19 protein-coding genes are annotated in these 17183 nt (G+C 39.5%); 6 read left to right on the top strand and 13 right to left on the bottom strand.

Features of this window, described 5'->3' with window-relative positions:
* The 3 genes from TPSD3_RS01295 to TPSD3_RS01285 all read right to left on the bottom strand — a co-directional run.
* The coding region (locus tag TPSD3_RS01295) for a hypothetical protein (protein ID WP_176329675.1) at positions 1 to 441 on the bottom strand (441 nt) is incomplete at its 3' end.
* A gap of 116 nt (positions 442 to 557) precedes the next feature.
* On the bottom strand, positions 558 to 866 hold the full coding sequence (locus TPSD3_RS01290) for a hypothetical protein (protein WP_086486793.1): 309 nt from the start codon (positions 864 to 866) through the stop codon (positions 558 to 560).
* A complete protein-coding gene (locus tag TPSD3_RS01285; RefSeq protein WP_086486792.1) occupies positions 863 to 1351 on the bottom strand; it encodes a hypothetical protein in 489 nt (162 codons plus the stop codon). The genes TPSD3_RS01290 and TPSD3_RS01285 overlap by 4 nt, the downstream gene beginning before the upstream one ends.
* 216 nt (positions 1352 to 1567) lie before the next feature.
* Between TPSD3_RS01285 and TPSD3_RS01280 the strand changes: the two genes are divergently transcribed.
* Positions 1568 to 2563, top strand: coding sequence for a protein kinase domain-containing protein (locus TPSD3_RS01280; protein WP_176329674.1), 996 nt, complete (start codon positions 1568 to 1570; stop codon positions 2561 to 2563).
* Positions 2564 to 2619: 56 nt separating this feature from the next.
* On the opposite strand, the gene TPSD3_RS01275 is transcribed toward TPSD3_RS01280, so the two are convergent.
* On the bottom strand, positions 2620 to 3651 hold the full coding sequence (locus TPSD3_RS01275) for an IS630 family transposase (protein WP_086486790.1): 1032 nt from the start codon (positions 3649 to 3651) through the stop codon (positions 2620 to 2622).
* 67 nt (positions 3652 to 3718) lie between these two features.
* Between TPSD3_RS01275 and TPSD3_RS17385 the strand changes: the two genes are divergently transcribed.
* From TPSD3_RS17385 to TPSD3_RS01265, 3 genes are all read left to right on the top strand, one after another.
* Positions 3719 to 3856 carry a hypothetical protein gene (locus tag TPSD3_RS17385; protein ID WP_176329673.1) on the top strand — a complete coding sequence of 46 codons (138 nt, stop codon included), beginning with the start codon at positions 3719 to 3721 and terminating at the stop codon, positions 3854 to 3856.
* A gap of 167 nt (positions 3857 to 4023) precedes the next feature.
* A complete protein-coding gene (locus tag TPSD3_RS01270) occupies positions 4024 to 4530 on the top strand; it encodes an RNA polymerase subunit sigma-24 (protein WP_140048450.1) in 507 nt (168 codons plus the stop codon).
* Positions 4531 to 4612: 82 nt separating this feature from the next.
* Entirely contained in the window at positions 4613 to 5131 is a 519-nt protein-coding gene (locus TPSD3_RS01265; protein ID WP_086486788.1) for a hypothetical protein, read from the top strand.
* 197 nt (positions 5132 to 5328) lie between these two features.
* Here the strand turns inward: TPSD3_RS01265 and nadE are convergent, their stop codons facing one another.
* From nadE to TPSD3_RS01250, 3 genes are all read right to left on the bottom strand, one after another.
* Positions 5329 to 7299: an NAD(+) synthase gene (nadE, locus tag TPSD3_RS01260; RefSeq protein ID WP_086486787.1), complete on the bottom strand. Its 1971-nt coding sequence runs from the start codon at positions 7297 to 7299 to the stop codon at positions 5329 to 5331.
* A gap of 10 nt (positions 7300 to 7309) precedes the next feature.
* Positions 7310 to 8728: a nicotinate phosphoribosyltransferase gene (locus TPSD3_RS01255; protein WP_086486786.1), complete on the bottom strand. Its 1419-nt coding sequence runs from the start codon at positions 8726 to 8728 to the stop codon at positions 7310 to 7312.
* A gap of 99 nt (positions 8729 to 8827) precedes the next feature.
* Positions 8828 to 9511 (bottom strand): HAD family hydrolase, encoded by a 684-nt coding sequence (locus TPSD3_RS01250; protein ID WP_176329672.1) that lies wholly within the window; start codon positions 9509 to 9511, stop codon positions 8828 to 8830.
* Between the two features lie 109 nt (positions 9512 to 9620).
* Between TPSD3_RS01250 and mazG the strand changes: the two genes are divergently transcribed.
* Complete coding sequence (mazG, locus tag TPSD3_RS01245) at positions 9621 to 10430, top strand: nucleoside triphosphate pyrophosphohydrolase (RefSeq protein WP_086486784.1); 810 nt, start codon at positions 9621 to 9623, stop codon at positions 10428 to 10430.
* Entirely contained in the window at positions 10431 to 11336 is a 906-nt protein-coding gene (locus TPSD3_RS01240) for a DMT family transporter (RefSeq protein ID WP_086486783.1), read from the top strand.
* A gap of 152 nt (positions 11337 to 11488) precedes the next feature.
* On the opposite strand, the gene TPSD3_RS01235 is transcribed toward TPSD3_RS01240, so the two are convergent.
* The 6 genes from TPSD3_RS01235 to TPSD3_RS01210 all read right to left on the bottom strand — a co-directional run bounded on the left by TPSD3_RS01235 (position 11489) and on the right by TPSD3_RS01210 (position 17162).
* A complete protein-coding gene (locus tag TPSD3_RS01235; RefSeq protein ID WP_086486782.1) occupies positions 11489 to 12118 on the bottom strand; it encodes a ParA family protein in 630 nt (209 codons plus the stop codon).
* A gap of 91 nt (positions 12119 to 12209) precedes the next feature.
* Positions 12210 to 13352 (bottom strand): TolC family protein, encoded by a 1143-nt coding sequence (locus tag TPSD3_RS01230; RefSeq protein ID WP_086486781.1) that lies wholly within the window; start codon positions 13350 to 13352, stop codon positions 12210 to 12212.
* A 235-nt stretch (positions 13353 to 13587) separates the two neighbouring features.
* Positions 13588 to 14046, bottom strand: coding sequence for a hypothetical protein (locus TPSD3_RS01225; protein WP_086486780.1), 459 nt, complete (start codon positions 14044 to 14046; stop codon positions 13588 to 13590).
* Positions 14047 to 14194: 148 nt separating this feature from the next.
* A complete protein-coding gene (locus TPSD3_RS01220; protein WP_086486779.1) occupies positions 14195 to 14980 on the bottom strand; it encodes an ABC transporter ATP-binding protein in 786 nt (261 codons plus the stop codon).
* Between the two features lie 2 nt (positions 14981 to 14982).
* Positions 14983 to 15747, bottom strand: a complete 765-nt coding sequence (locus tag TPSD3_RS01215) for an ABC transporter permease (RefSeq protein ID WP_086486778.1) — start codon at positions 15745 to 15747, stop codon at positions 14983 to 14985.
* 32 nt (positions 15748 to 15779) lie between these two features.
* On the bottom strand, positions 15780 to 17162 hold the full coding sequence (locus TPSD3_RS01210) for a PP2C family protein-serine/threonine phosphatase (RefSeq protein WP_217884340.1): 1383 nt from the start codon (positions 17160 to 17162) through the stop codon (positions 15780 to 15782).
* Positions 17163 to 17183: the final 21 nt, after the last annotated feature.

The raw sequence follows: 17183 nt of genomic DNA, 5'->3' as shown, positions 1-17183 counted from the left end.
TTCATCAAAGAAAATGCAGTTGGGTTGTACGGTTAAATGAAAATAATGATCGGCAAAAACTTCAATTAATGGCAAATGAACAATTTTTAGTTGATTGGCAAGGGTTTTTAATTCAGCATTCATTTTTGGATCAGTAGTTTTTAACCAACCATATTCTAATACGTTTAATTGGCTATGGCAGGTGTGTAAAGAAAAACCCCGCGCCGCTGCACCTAATAACCAAAGTAATTGGCATTGTAATAAAGTTAATTCAAGTTGTTTATAAGGCTTTTCTTTGCCATTAATTCCTTTGCGTAAAGGGGTTTGATTGGTTAAAGGTAGCGTGATGCGATCACTGTCTTTTGTAAATAAATAATGTCGCGTAAAACTCGCAGGTAATGCGGTTAATTGTGTTAAAAAATCCTGTTCATTGTAGGCTAAATGATGTTTGAAAATGTGCATATTTGTTTTATGACCTGCCACTTGTTTTCCTGCCCATAATTCTTCTTGAGTAAAACGGGTAAAGTGATAAGGATTGTTTTGTTCTTTTTGTACTAATTTTAAAAATCCTGTTAAGGTTAATTGGATTCAAAATAGTGTACGGTATATTCGGTGTAAGAATAATCTGCGGCAGTCCCTGCTAACCAGCAACAAGGTTTTAAGGCTTGCCAATGGGTAAATTCATAATCTTCTTCATATTCTAAGTCTGTTTCTTCAGTAATTTCCCTTTTTAAAGCCATTTCAAATGCGGCCAACGGCAATTGTTGCAGTTGGTTCAGTCGCGTCATGACGGCGGCGGGTGCAATGTCGCAAGCCGCGACATCTTCATAACACACTCGTCCTCCAATTAAGACATATTCGCCGTGATTATCCCGAATTTTGCTCATTTCGCGGCGATGTAATAAAAATGTTGTCCCAATTTGAACCACGCCGCCGCAATAGCAACAAAGCGAATCGGGGCGGGTTTTTCACCACGATGTTGTTGTACGCGGCGAGTTTCTAAAGCAGCAAGTAATTCATGTTGTTGATCCACAGTATGCGAATGTTCGTAGCGATCACTGCGCCAAAAAGTGGCAGGCAATAGTTGTACGTCAGAATCAAGTAAGGTTTGTAGCAGGGAAAGGACAAATAAACGCGCAGGAAATGAGATAAATTGCCACTGCTGTTGGGCTAATACAGCAGGTTCGAGGGTGGCTGTGCTGCTGAGTAGGCGTTCAATCAGGTCAAGTAAAACAGCAACCGCTTGGGGATCATTGCCTGTATTTTGTAAAGCATGTTGTAGTTGTTCTCGACTGACAGAAGTATGGTGTCCGCCTTCTTGACTGTATTGGGGAAGGTGTGTTATTAGGCTGTGCAACAGTTGAGCAAACATGTATTATTATTCCTTATTCGGTTAATTTTTCTGTCCGACTGGTTGTCAGAAAAAATGCAGTCGATAAACGGGATTAAAACTATAGTAAAATGCTTGGTTTTTTAATTAAACAGTTGTTTTCTAAAATAATAAAAAATACTTGTTATTTTTTTATCCGAATTGTTATTATTTTTCTAAGTTTTTTATTATATTCTTCTAATGACTATGGTAAATTTTATGTTAATGATTTATCACACTGCTGATCATGGTGACTTCCAAGTCATTCGTCAATTAGGCGAAGGGGGAAGTGGTTCTTTGGTGTATGAAGTCAGTGCGGTTGCTGATTCGCATCAGCGTTTTGCGTTAAAGCATTTGTGTAAATTAAAACGCAGTGAGCATGAAATGCAGTTTAGACGCTTTGAGAATGAAATGCGTTTTGCCGCAAAGCACACGCATGACCATCTGTTGCGAGCGGTAACGACCGATTTTGTCACCGTTGATGGTGAGGCACAGCCGTTTTATGTGATGCCATTGTATCCAAAAACCTTGAAGGATTTGATCGCCGAAGATTTGGCACATGATCGCGTGTTACCGTTATTTCATCAATTATTGGATGGGGTTGAGTATTTAAATCAGTTTGCCTTTGTGCATCGAGATTTGAAACCCGAAAATATTTTTTATGATGCAGTAAATGATCGGTTAATCATTGCAGATTTTGGCATCACGGATTTTACAGCGAGTGCTGATTTTGCTTTGGTGGAAACGGAAGTGGGTGTGCGTTTGATGAGTGCGCGTTATGGTTCGCCAGAGCAGGTACACATGGGATATAAGCCACATCCGTTTTTTCGAGATTCGGGAGAAATTGGGTTAGCGGCGGATATTTATGCGTTGGGGGCGATTTTACATGAGATGTTTACGCGAGAAATGATGTCGTCGCCTAATGCGTATGACTCAATTGTGGAATATGTGATTTATCAGATGTACCGCTCTATTTTTGGGGATTTGCCGTATTTGGATTTGGACGGGTTGATTATGGATTTTACGGTGATGCGTAAGCGGTTGACGATTAAAGGTAAATATGTGCGGGTGTTTGATTGGATTGAGCAGGTTAAGGCGAATTATGGTTATTTAGACGAGTTGTGTCGTTTGATGACGATTAAAAATGTACATCGACGAATTGCAACAATTAAGGATATTCGGTGTTTTTTGGAAACGCGGGATCGGTTTTGTTAGGTTTTATATACCAAAATTATGTGAGATATAAAAACAAATTAAGTTCTAATATCTAGCTAGATATTAGGTATAAGATACTGTTTAATTTTATTAAACTTAAACACTTTACCTGACAAAAAGGTCTCAAACATACTAGTGACTTCTTCAAAGCTTGATAGACGATGAAAATTCTTTCTGACCCAATTCTTACCTTGAAGCCAAATATCCTCGACTGGATTTTGCTCTGGTGCATTGGGCGCAAATCTTAATAAACGAACTTTCCATTCTGATTCTGGAAGTCCCCCATTTAATTTCTCTAAATAAGTTCTTAAACCTTCAGAACGATGATAACTTGCACCATCCCAAATAATCACATGACGGGCTTCTTTATATCTGTAAATGAGCCAGTTAATAAAGTCTATCGTATATTTTGTATCAGCTTTCTTTGCCCTATCTAAAATAAATTCTCCCGTATAAATATTCACCGCTCCATACCACGTTTGAGAAGTGCGATAATTACTCATCTTTATTGACGTTCTTTCTCCTTTTTTCGACCAAACATAAGCACAAATATCTCCCCACAACTGATGGCTTTCGTCTTGCATCCAGTACATTACCTCTCCACTTTCTATCTGTTCACGCTCCTTATCTATTAAATCCTTAATCTCTTTTTTTTTAGCTTCTACTTTTACCTCATCTTTTGCCGAATTCTCTTTGTGTGTCTTCTTATAACTTAAATTCGCTTCTTCTAATAATTTAGTATAAGAAGTATTTGAAGAATAGAAAACATCATACTCCTCTTTTAAGTATCTCTTTAGTTCCTCTATTGTTATTGTCTTCTTTTCTTGTATCCAATTAATCACATCTTCTCGTTCACGCGGCTTTAAATACCCTGGCGAGCCTTTATACGCTAACTTTAATCCTTCCACCCCTGACGCTAAATAAATGGCTTTCCATTTATCCACAAATTGCACACTGACACAACACGCTAAAGCCGCTTCCGCACGCACAAAACCAAGCAAAGACATTCTTACTGCCATCGCTCGCTTCACTTCTCTCGCTTCACCTGTTGACATTAACTCTTCTAAATCTTCATATCTCTTGTTCATTATTCTCTCCTATTTAAAAAGTATTATTATACGACTCTGAAAAAATTGGTATAGGAGTCAGATTATTATGATAAAGTTTTTGATTTCTTTCGTAATTGCTTTAATTATAACCTTTGCCTTTGGATTTGCTAATAGTTTCGGGCAGGCTATTGGATATAGTTTAGCGATGGCACTTGTTTTAGCAATAGGTACAGAATTTGTTTGATAGTTTTTGAATAACTAATATTTTTCAAAAACTGTGCATTTTAAATTAGTTGCAGAGTTGATTAATATTCTGTAACTAATTTTCTTATCGGGTGATAAAAATTACCTGAATTATTTTTTATTTTTATACAGAGGAAACATACCCTTATGAAATCTTTAGCTTTAAAAGTGACCTTATTACTTGCTTTATGTTCAGGTTCAGCTTCGGTTTTGGCTGATGGCAGTATTATTGAAACTGTAGATGCAGCAAAATCAGTTGGTAGTGCTGCTGCTTTAGCATACGGTGTTCAAGGGGCTTCTGGTGCGGCAATCATGAGCAACATGGCAACAGCAGGAGCAGTTATCGGTGGTGGTGTTGTTGCAGGAGCAGGCTTAGTAGGGGGTGCTGGTGGCTTAGGCGCGGCTCATTTGATGAACGAAGCACTTTATACCAATTGTGAAAATCAAAGTGCTTGTGATAAAGCGCAAACGGGTACTTATGCAGGGGCTGTAGCAGGTGCCGCAGGTTCTGTGGCAACATTGGCTACAGTAGGTGCAGGTCCCGCTGGTTTAGCCACAATTGGTGCAGCAGTAGGTGGTGGAATGGCGGCGGGTGCAGCCGCTGTTGTTGCCGCTCCCGTTGTAGCGGCCGCTGCGGTGGGTGGATTGGTTTATTGGCTGTTTAGCGACGACTAAATTTGAGAATTTAACGTGAGTTCAACGGTGTTGAATTCACGTTAATTTGGTTGGGTATTTAGAACTATTTAAGGAGAATAAAATGTCTGGTGCAAATCCTGATTTACAGACAAATCATTCCACATTCAAAAAAGCAGGTATTTTCATTACTGGATTGCTTGGTTTAATTGCAACCATTACTGGCATAATTGCTGCATTCTTTCCTGATTTATTAAACCTTCAGAAAAAAGAAATTCCTACCTATTCCAATTCGTTATCTGACAGTAATGCCAGTGAAATTGCTGATTTTATAGATAAAAATCTAGGGAATATTGTTAAGATAAATTTGGACTTTGATGTTCAAGACTTTATATGGGCTAGTGAAGACTTTTCATCTATCGGCATAAGCTCAGGAGATACTGAATGTATCAAAGAAGTTGGAATCGACAGTTGTGGCGGTTATTTGATACATATATCAGGTACGGATCATGACTTTAGATATTCTCATGGTACTTATAAACTAGACGGGTATTTTTTTATATCAGATGTAATAGATATACATTTTGGCTTTGTTGATTACATGATCAATTCAATCCCGCCAAAAGATGTTTTGCTGAAATAAGTAAGCAAGGTGGACGTGACTCATTTTCAACAAGGAATTCTAACCAACTAAAAAAGATTACTGTTATGCTAATTTATCTAAATCAGAATTGACAGAATTTCAAAATTGGCTAGTGTCTATCGTTTGTTTCTCTATTTTTCAAAGCGGGTTAATTCTTCAATTCTGACAATTCTAACTCTAAACAAAAACCTAAAACATTACAGCAGCATATTATCAGATAAAGCCTTTAATTCCCATTCAAATCCACCCGATAAAATAGGAAAACGACAGCCTGTTTTAGGGTCAACATTTTCATCATCTAAGTGAAAACTGGGCGCATATCTTTCTCGTTTCCATTGATTGCGACTCCATAAACGAAAAAAGCGCGTCACCCATAAAATCAATTGCGCCTGTTCTTGCTCTGGATATAGGCTTTTTAATAACAAAACAATTTCTTGTGGTGTTTGTCGATCTCTAACCATCGCTTTTTCAATAATATTAACCACTTCATAAGGCATTAAATCGGCTTCATCGGTTTGTTGCATTTCGGCTGGACGTAATTCTGCGGTAGGTTGTTGATTATTCACTAAATGCAAATAAGGCATTACGCCTAAATCATGCACGCCTTGCGTTTCTAACCAACATAACCAACGGCGCAAAAAGGCTTTATCAATGCCTGCTAAGGGACTTAATCCGCCACAGGTATCCCCATCCATCGTGGCATAACCTAAAGCCGCTTCTGAACGATTACTGGTCGCTAATAATAACGCATTTTTTAAATTCGCCAATAACCAAACACTGGGCGCACGAATGCGTGCTTGAATATTTTGCAAAGCCAGATCATCTTTATCCCAATGTAGCGTTCTATTAATGGCTTGACTGATTAAATCAATATAACCTTTTCTCAAAAAATCCACATCTAGTTTTAAATAACTGGCATTTAAACCAAAAGCCAAAGTTTCCGCAGCCTTTTCCGTAATTTCTCCAGAATAACAAGTGGCCTGATAAACGCAAGTGAGTAATTGTGACATTAAGCCGTTAATATCTGTTTTTTGCAAGGGAAAATAAGCCAATTTTTGACAAAATCCTTCCATTCCCAATTCACGCACGCCTAGCATCACCATTAAACGAATTAAACAAGCAATTGCCGCCGAATCCGCGCCACCACTGAGAGATAATACAAAACCATGCGAACGACTTTTACGCAAATAATCAAACAAGCCCAACGCCTCTGCCCGCGCAAATTCTTCCTCACGCAGAGCAGGACTCAATTCCCACGTTTCCACGCATTGCGGATTGGCTGTGGGCTGTAAAGGCGCGAAATCAAAGGGAATATAAACCCGCGTGTCCAAATTTGGCACCGCTTCCCCCGTGCGCGCCTGCGCGATGCGGGTTAAATCGACATCAATAAACGCACTAATAAGCTGATAATCCGCAAAACTAAAACGCGGATTACTCGCTAATAATTGCCCACGACTGGCACATAACGCATCTCCATCATAAATCGCTCTACCCGATTCATTACCCAATAAATTCGTGTAAATATAACTGACACTAAAAGCCCGTGATCCTTCTAAAACAAAACGCTGTCTAATCGCATGTTTATCAAATGCAAAATGACTGGCACTGGGATTTAAAATAATATCCACACCTCGCTGGGCTAATTTAATCCCAGGTCGATTGGCGACCCATGCTTCTTCACAAATTTCAAAACCAATTCTCACCCCACCACAATTAAAATAAATATCCCCAAGCGGATAATGTTGCCCATTAAATTCTAATTCGACGGAAATATCTTCTGGCCACGCTTGAAACCAGCGTGGCTCATAGTGAATACCATCGCCTGCTAAGAAACGTTTCGCCACAAAACCACAAATTTTCCCATTGGCTAATAAACAAACCACATTATAAATTCGATTCTGATAACTTAATGGCAAACCGACCGCGACAATAATAGATTCTGTGTGAGAAACTAAAGCCGATAAAACCCGTTTAGATTGCAATAACGTGGCCGGAGATAAAAACATATCTTCACAACCATAACCACTAATACACAATTCTGGTAAACATAAAACACTGATTTGTGCTTCTTTAGCTGCTTTAATGGCTACTTCAATCCGTTGTTGATTCCCCTCCCAATCTAAGGGAGTTTGATTAAGTACTGCTGCACCTACTTTTAAATATTTCATTGCCTTATCCTTAGCAGTTATATTGCGCCATTAATTGTTGTTGTCTTAAAGATAATTCATTATCTAATTGCACGCGATAAATATCAGGCGTGCTTAATGCGCGTATTGATTCGGGTAAATGCGCCAATTGATCGCTTACTCGTTGCTGAATTTGTAATAAAGAGGGATATTCAGCACAATATTCTCCCGCTTGCATCACAGGAATTAATAGCGAATGAAGCGATAAATGGCTATTTAAAGAAAGTTTATTTTCTTGACCGGCTTCATAGATTAAATCCATCGCAAAAAAATCATGATGATCAAGATAACGCGCCACTTGTAAAATACCCGGTATGGATGTTTTAATGGCTTGCTCAGAACGCTTTAATTTATACTGCCACGTTTGGCCGGGCGCACGCAATGCCGCCAGCTTGTAAACACCACCCAAAGCGGGTTGATCATAACTGGTAATTAAACGAGTCCCTACGCCCCAAATATCAATGGCAGCGCGTTTTTGTTTTAACTGAGCAATTTCATATTCATCTAAGTCATTACTGGCGATAATTTTAACTTGAGATAAGCCTGCTTGATTCAATTCATTTCGCGCATATTGGCTTAAAACTGTTAAATCTCCCGAATCTAAACGAATGCCTAATAATTGCCGTCCTTGTTGTTTTAATTCCAAGCCAATTTTAATGGCATTCGCAACGCCTTGATAAGTGTCATAAGTATCGACTAGAAAAACACAATTATTCGGCATCGATTCAGAATAAGCTCTTAATGCGCTGATTTCACTATCAAAAGACATCACCCAACTGTGCGCATGAGTGCCTTTAACGGGAATATCATATAATTTCCCCGCTAACACATTAGAAGTTGCCGAACAGCCGCCTAAATAAGCGGCACGACTGGCTGATAATCCGCCATCAATTCCCTGAGCGCGACGCAAACCAAATTCCAAAACTTGATCGCCCATTGCTGCCCGACAAATGCGATTGGCTTTGGTGGCAATTAGGGTTTGGAAATTGATAATATTGAGCAAAGCAGATTCTACCAATTGGCATTGTAATAGCGATCCTTGCACCCGCAATAATGGCTCATGCGGAAAAACCAATGTGCCTTCTGGTATGGCATCAATATTTCCTGTAAAACGTACTGTTTTTAAATAAGCTAAAAAAGCCGTTTCAAATAAAGGCTGATTGTCATGCCCTTTTAAAGTGGCTAAATATTCCACATCGTCTTGCGTAAATTGAAACTGTTCTAAATAGTCTAAAGCCGTTTCTAATCCAGCAGCAATGCAAAAGCCGTTATTTTCTGGATTTTTACGGAAAAATAAATGAAAAATAGCTTCATGATCTTGCATTCCTTGTTTCCAATAGGAATAAGCCATTGTGAGTTGGTAAAAATCGGTTAATAAACTGAGTGAAGCGCGATATAAATCCGATAACATGACAGCCTCCGAAAATTGAGACAGAATAGACTTAGTTGTGTTTTAATACTTAGTATGCGCTCAGTATAGACCCAATCGCCCTTAGTTGCAAATTAAAACTTAGGTCAGCAAAGGCAATAATTCTGTCAACGAATGAATTGTAGGAGGTTGTGGCGTTTCGCTGCGCCATGGTTCGCGGGTGCGATTGAGCCAAATCGCCTGCATTCCCGCATTTTGCGCGCCTTGTACATCGCAAGTGACATCATCGCCCACGTGTAAAACCTGTTCAGGTGACACCGCCAGCATTTTACAAATGGCATGGAACGGCTCAACAGCAGGTTTGGCCACCCCGATTTGACAGGCTTGAATATTACAATCAAACCATGCGGACAACGATAAACGGTTGACATCGGCGTTGCCATTGGTCAAAGTAGAAAGGCGATAACGCCCGTGTAAGGCTTGTAGCGTGGGCAAAACATCGTGGTACAAGGTCACATCGTGACGCGCTTGTAAAAAAATCTCTAAGGCTTGTTCTACGAAATCAGGGCGATAACCCACGCGCTCGGCCGCATGATGTAAACTCATTTTGCGCAAGGTAGAAAAATCACACGCTAAATGAGGATGTTGCAGCAATAATTGTTCGCGGAGTTTGCGCAGATCACGGCTGCTAAAACGCCGCGCCAAACGCGGATAGTATGACAAAAGCCATTCGTGTAAAACACGCTCCGCTCGCGTAATAACCACATTCACTGGCCATAAGGTGTCGTCTAAATCAAAACAAATGCAAGCAATAGGGGGTGACATTATTTTTTCCTGTTGGAATCTTTTAACAATGACTTTAATATGCACTAAATAATGACCCATTTCAAGCATCAAAGAATCAGTAATGTTTTTTAAAAAAGGTATCTAAAGAATGACTGAAAATGTCAACCATTCCCAAACCGCTTTATTACGTTTGTTACAGATTATGGATGAATTGCGTGCCAATTGTCCTTGGGATCGTAAACAAACAATGGCTTCTTTGCGACATTTGACCCTTGAAGAAACCTATGAATTATCCGATGCGATTTTAACCGAAGATTTGAATGCCATTAAAGTGGAGTTAGGCGATTTATTATTGCATATTATGTTTTATGCTAAAATTGCCAGTGAACAAGAGGCTTTTAATTTTGCGGATATTGCCAATAGTTTATGTGATAAATTAATTCGTCGTCATCCTCATGTTTATGGTGATGAAAAAACGGATAATGAGCAGCTTATTAAACAGCGTTGGGAAGTGCAGAAATTATCGGAACAACCCGAAGGAAAACGCAGTGCATTGGCAGGCGTTCCGCGCAGTTTGCCACCGTTATTAAAAGCGTTGCGCATTCAAGAAAAAGCGCGAGGTGTGGGCTTTGATTGGGAAAATAAAACCCAAGTTTGGGATAAGGTACAAGAGGAATTGTCAGAATTAAATCATGCGGTGATTTTAGATGATTCTGAAGCCATATTAGACGAGTTTGGTGATGTGTTATTTAGTTTGGTGAATTATGCCCGTTTTTTAGACATTAATCCAGAAACCGCGTTAGAGCGCACCAATCGTAAATTTATCAGTCGTTTCCAAGCCTTAGAACAAGCCGTGCAAGCCGATGGGTTGTTGATTCATGATTTATCATTAGAGAAATTAGAACAATATTGGCAAGCGGCTAAACTATTAGAACAACAAGAAAAAAGTGATTATTAAATGCCAGCCTCCAGATTTATTCCTTATTTATTATTACTGATTGCCATGTTATGTTGGGCGGGTAATTATGTGGTCGGGCGTGCCGTTCAAGGACAAATCCCCCCGATCATGTTATCTTTTTTAAGAACTTTCGTGGCGGTTGTGTTAATTACACCATTTACGGTTATGTTATTAAAACAGCAATGGCAGCTTATTGTTACTCATATTAAAATATTATTGTTGTTGGGAATATTAGGGGTGGCTGGATTTAATTCTATCCTTTATATGGGGCTGCAAACCACTACGGTAACGAATGCGGCTTTATTGGCTTCTGCATCACCAATGATTATTTTATTATTCTCGTTTTTATTATTAAAAATTAAACCCAATCGTTATCAAATCATAGGTGTTATTTTATCATTTTTTGGGGTGGTTATTATTGTCAGTCAAGCGGATTGGTCGGTATTGACACATTTTGCTTTGACACGGGGGGATTTATGGGTGTTATTAGCGGTGGTGGTGTGGTCGCTTTATTCGGTGTTATTGCGGTGGCGGCCGACTGAATTGCACAGTTTAACTTTTTTAAGCATCACCATTATGATTGGTTTTATTGCGCTAATTCCTTTCGCATTAGGTTCGCTGATTTATTCTCCCGCGTGGACATGGTCACCTGCGGTGATGGGAAGTGTGTTATATACGGGAATTTTTCCGTTATTAATCGCTTATATTTGTTGGAATCAGGCGATTCAAGATATTGGTGCCAATCGCGCAGGACAATTTTTACATTTAATTCCTGTCTTTGCCACGTCATTATCGATTTTATTTCTCAATGAAACCATGCAGCATTATCATTTAGTGGGTATTGCTTTTATTGCCATGGGGATTTTATCGGCTACGGTTGTTAAGAATAAATCGCTTTATCAATAATAGAGCAAAAAATTTTTCTGTCAGAATCAGAATTGACAGAATTTCAGAATTAAAGAATAAAAAAATCTGCTGAAAATAAACGACTGGCAAGAATCAGTTTTGAAAATTCTTGTGTCTGTAAATTCTGATTCTGATAAAATAGCAAAGTTTTCTCAAGAAATATCATAGAGTTGATGCGCAAAGACTTCAAATTCTTGGGCGGCTTTGCCGTGGGGTTCGAGTTCAAACACGGCTAATCCTTCGCTAAAAGATCGTCGATACGCTGTGCGTTGACATAAGCGGGCTGATAATACATGCACAGCGGGTAAAGCCCGCAATGCCGCCTCGGTCTGGTCGGATTCTCGAATGGCACTGTGGGTGTCGGCACGATTGACAAACATCACCACTTGGGGCGGTTTATCCTTGCTGATGCCGCCAACCATGTATAAAAACCGTTGTGTTGACCATAAATCGGCTTGGCTAGGCGCGACAGGCACAACCACCCGATCTGCCAAAGCAATGGCTTTTTTCATTGCCGCCATGTTGGATGCGCCGACATCAATTAAGACTTCTGTTGGTGAATCGTTGGGTTCTTGTGGGCGATGGTTGTAGCGATTATGCACGCGAATCGCTGGGGTGTAATTTTCTTCTTGTCGCACTTGCAACACATCGCTTAATGTACATTGTGGGTCTAAGTCATACGTCAATACATTTTGCCCCCTGTCTGCCAACCACACGGCAAGGTTAAAAGTGACGGTACTTTTTCCTGAACCTCCCTTTAAATTGCCAACCACAGTGATCATGATAAACCATACCTTAATCATCAATAAGAATGAACAATAAAATCGCGCCTAATGATTAATCCATCAGACGCGATTTCTCCAATAAAAATAATTACTGTGGTAATTCAGTAATAGTATGCAAACTTACACTGCCCGCTTCCCCTTCGGCGAAGACTAAAGTTCCCGTTTGGAAACGCAATTGGGCAATTTGTTTGGCCAATTCGGTCAATGAATCAATTAAACCATTATAAGCCTGATTTAATTTATCTTCATTATCCGTCCATTGAAAAACCGCTAAAGGATTCTCAGATAAATTCATATTCTTGGTCAAACTATCCAGGGTTTGCTCATAAGAAGTGACTGCGGATTGTTGTTGTGTCGCTTCCTTAATATACTGCACCGTTTTACCCAAAGCCCCGTTTAATTGCAAGCCGACTCCGCGAGTTAATTCATTCACTTGAATCGATGCGCGTTGGTAATTGGCATTGGCCAATTGTAGCTGACCTTTGGCGACATTATTACCGATAGGGTAATTAAAAAGCAATGTGGCCGCCGTATCTGCGCCGTGAACACGGGTATTAAACGAGTCAAAATAAGCGGCAGTATCATTTCCCACTTCTAAGCCTTCATAACCTGCGCTGAGGTTAAGATTTAAGGTGGGATACAAATCTTTGCGGGCTTTTTCTTGCCGTACCATTTCAGCTTCTTGGTTTAATTTTGCGGCTTTTAAATCGGCGCGATTTTGCAAGGCTAATTGCAATAAATGTTGCGCATAATTCAGCTCTTCCATCGCCGCTAAACGACGATCCCAACCCCCTTTAGGAAATTCATCTTTAGGTGGCCCAATGCTGGCGGCTTCAGCCGCAGGAATGCCGATGGTATTAGCCAGCGCGATTTTCGCATTTTCAACGTCTTGTGTAGCCTTAATGGTGCGACTTTTCTTGTCATAAACATAGGCTTCCAAGCGCGCTAATTCCGCAGCGAAACGACTGCGCAATTGGGCTTCCTGACCAGAACCCGCTAAAAAATTATTTACCTTGCGATAACCTTGCTCTACTCGTGCTTCAGCAGCGCGTTCAACACTGAGTTTCTCTAAAGCCGCTTTATAATCCCAATAAGCCGAAATAGAATTTAATAAGGTATTGGCAATAAAATGTTGATAACCCATTTCAGCCGCTTGGCGTTGTAAAATGGCGGCTTTTTCATTAGCAGCCGCAGATATTTCTCCCGCGCCTTTTAATAAAGGAACGGTCAATACAAATCGAACGCCCGTTTGGTTAATGACAGATAATAATTTTCCCGTATCTTTAGCGGGATCGCTATACCAAAATTAAGTCATTCATAAAATTTTTCTGTCAGAATCAGAATTTACAGAATTTTAAGATTTTCAGAATTAAAGAATAAAAAATCTGTTTAAAATAAACGACTTACAAGAATAAATTTTGAAAATTTTTGTGTCTGTAAATTCTGATTCTGACAAATTAAGGATTCTATGAATCATATCTTTTTGGTATATTATTTCTGATAATATCAAGACGATTTACATTGACGGCCACGCTGGCTAATACGCCTGTTCTAAATAACTTAGATAAACCCGTCGAAAGAACAATTGCATCTTGATCTAAACGGCCAGTGAGTGGGTTCAGCAATGCGGGTTTACGTTGATGCTGTCCGGTCACACTGGCGTTGGTTGTGAGATCGAAAAAGCCCGTTTGGATTTGTTCGCCGGCTTTGGCGGCTTCCACGGTGAGGGCTTGTAAAAGAATATTGGGAGATTTTTCAACCGTGATGGCAACCACATCGTTTAAACTCACTCCATCGCGTAATAAATAGGTGTTTGGAGTGGTTTCAGTGTCGCTTTGTGCGATTAATGGCTGGGATAATAAACAGACGCTCCCCATGACAATAAATTGCTTTAACAATAAACTCAATGTTTTTTGCTTTGCCATTCGTGATGTACCTCGAATTAGGTGGATAATAGATGGCGACTTCGCTTACTTGACAGATGCTTTCATCATTCATCATCCGTGCTTGGAATAAGCTAAGACGCTAAGTATAATCGATTTTATTGTATAGGCAATGTTTAATTTCAATTTGTTATTCACTAAAATTAAAACCGCGTGCCAGTTCTTCATCTAATGCCAAATACAAATCATGTTCCAATTCTCGAAAGGCTTCTGACGTGGTTTCGCGTGGATGGGGAAGATTGGGAATGACTTGAGTTTTAATTCGTCCGGGGCGTGCCGTCATTACAATAATACGAGTGGCTAAATAAATGGCTTCGGGAACAGAATGGGTAATAAACACAATCGTTTTACGATCAGTGCGCCAAATGCGCAATAATTCGCCTTGTAAAAAGCGTCGTGTTAATGCGTCTAATGCGCCAAAAGGTTCGTCCATTAAGATCACCTGCGGATCAACCGCAAATGCTCGCGCAATCGCCACCCGTTGTTTCATGCCGCCCGACAATTCGTGAATACGTTTATCTGCAAAGTCTATTAAACCCACTAAATTTAAATAATTCTCTGCTATTTTTCGGCGTAATTGTCGTGAAATGCCACGCCGTTCTAAACCGAATTCCACATTACCGCGCACCGATAACCACGGAAATAACGCATAGTTTTGAAACACCATACTGCGTTCAATATTAGGTTGGGTAATGGGTTGATGATAAGCCAATACTTCGCCGTTGGTAGCGGGTTCTAATCCAGCTAATATATTTAATAAGGTACTTTTACCACAACCCGAAGGGCCAACAATAACCACAAATTCGCCCGTTTCAATATTTAAATTAATTTCTTCTAAGGCAACAACCGTTTCACCCGAATCAGAATAATAAGTTTTATTCAAGCGACGAGTGGATAAAGGAAATGTTTCTGTCATCACTATATTTTCCATGTGACACGGCGATCAATCAAGCGAAAAAAAACATCAAAACAAACGCCTAATAATCCAATCATAATCATCCCCACTAACACATGATCAGCACGTAAAATTTCCATTCCATTCGCAATTAAATAACCCAATCCAGAACGTGCCGCCACCAATTCTGCGGCAATAATTGCTGCCCATCCCGTGCCAAAAGAAATGCGCAATCCCACCATAATGCCCGGCATAGAAGCGGGTAAAATAACTCTATAAAATAAAGAAAAGCGAGATTGACAGCCTAAAACACGCCCCGCATGAATTAATACGGGATCAATGCTTTTTACGCCAGCAATCGTGCTGAGTAAAATAGGGAAAAATGTACCAATAAAGACCACAAATATTTTCCCTCCCTCACCAATCCCAAACCACAAAATAGCCAGTGGAATCCACGCCAAAGGTGAAATAGGACGAAATAATTCAATAAAAGGATCGATCAGTTTTTCTAATAAAACCGAACGCCCCATCACTAATCCCAACGGAATGGCGATACAGGCCGATAATAACCAAGCTGACACCACACGGCTTAAACTGGCCATAGTGTGCATCCATAACAAACCATTTTCGACCAATTGCCAAAAATTATTAGCGGTCGCCCAAGGTGTGGGCAAAATAGAAGGATGTGGTTTATTAAAAATAATCACCAATTGCCAGACAATAACAATCACCGTCACTGCATATAAAAACGGTAATAATTTTAATAATCCTTTTTTTAAAAAAAACATGCCCTATCCATTATTAACTTGACTGATAAAAACTAACAGGTCACTGCGTCTGAGTTGATTTCTTCTCTGGATTTGATTACCATTAAAGTGACGTCATCAAATACGGGTTGTTTCCCGATATGTTGCCCTAAATCTAATAAAATGGCTTCTTGAATGGCTTGCGCCGAACAATGCCAATGACGACTCACGACATCGCATAAACGATTTAAACCATACATTTGTTTTTTTACATTACGCGCTTCGGTAATGCCATCGGTATAAAGCACTAATCCATCACCGGGGTTTAAATCAAATTCAATTTTAGAAATAAAATGGCTAATATCAGGTTGTAAACCAACCATAAAACCTAAATCAAAAGTATCAATTCGCTCTAATTGGCCGCCTTTACGAATCAATAAAACATCCTCATGTTGGCCGCTAATTTGAATTTTACCATCAGCATAATCAATCAGTGATAAAGTTAAATTTTTATCCGAATCCATGCGTTGAATATTATCAAAAACAGCCCGATTTAAAATGCTTAAAAAGCGGGCTGGATCACGCACGCCATCAACCAATAAAGTACGCACGGCCATTTGTACCATTAACACTAACACGCCACTTTCTAATCCATGCCCTGTGACATCGCCAATACCAATTTTAATCCATTTTTGATTGGGGTCTAATAGTACATCGTAATAATCACCCCCCACTTCGCTGGCGGGCTGCATAAAACAAGCAATATCTAAATCTTTAATTTCCGCCAATTCTCGATGGCTTGGCAATAGCATCGTTTGCAAGCGGCGTGTAATGTCTAGCTCGGTACTCATGCGTAAATTTTCGGTTTGAACATTGGTTAATGTCGCGGCTTGGTGTTCAATTTCTTGCCGCATCGGATTAATCGCAAAACGGTTTAATGTAAACCACAAAATAAATCCTAACGCAGCAATAATTCCTGTAAACAATAAAGCCAATTGTTCATTTAACTCTTCAATCACTTCCTCAGTATGAAACAGATCCATGGTAATTTGCAAATGCAATATTTTATCGCTGGCAAATTCCACTTGTTTTTCCATTTCCAGAAAATTCTTAGCTTCTTGAGAACGTTGGTAATTCACTAAATTAAAGCCATTGGGTAAATTTGCTTTTAATAACACAATGTAATCTCGCTGTTCTCCCCAGCGATTTAAAAATTGACTGAGTTGAGCATAATTGCGTTTTAAAAAAGATTCTGCAATAAATTCGCTGATCAAATCCAATTCTAAAATCGCACGATAGCGTTGATCTTCTAGCAATAAATCACGTTGTTGTTTGCTGATAAAGTAACTGAGTAAAAAAGCAAAAACACCGAAAATGACAAGAAAACTAATCAATAAACGGTATTTTATTTGTTTGTTGCTTAATGCCATAATATGTTTCTTAAATCTTTTCATCATTATTGACTTTATGGGGGGTAA

It is taken from the genome of Thioflexithrix psekupsensis (genome assembly GCF_002149925.1).
Classification (GTDB): domain Bacteria; phylum Pseudomonadota; class Gammaproteobacteria; order Beggiatoales; family Beggiatoaceae; genus Thioflexithrix; species Thioflexithrix psekupsensis.
This window is presented reverse-complemented; position numbering and strand designations above follow the sequence as displayed.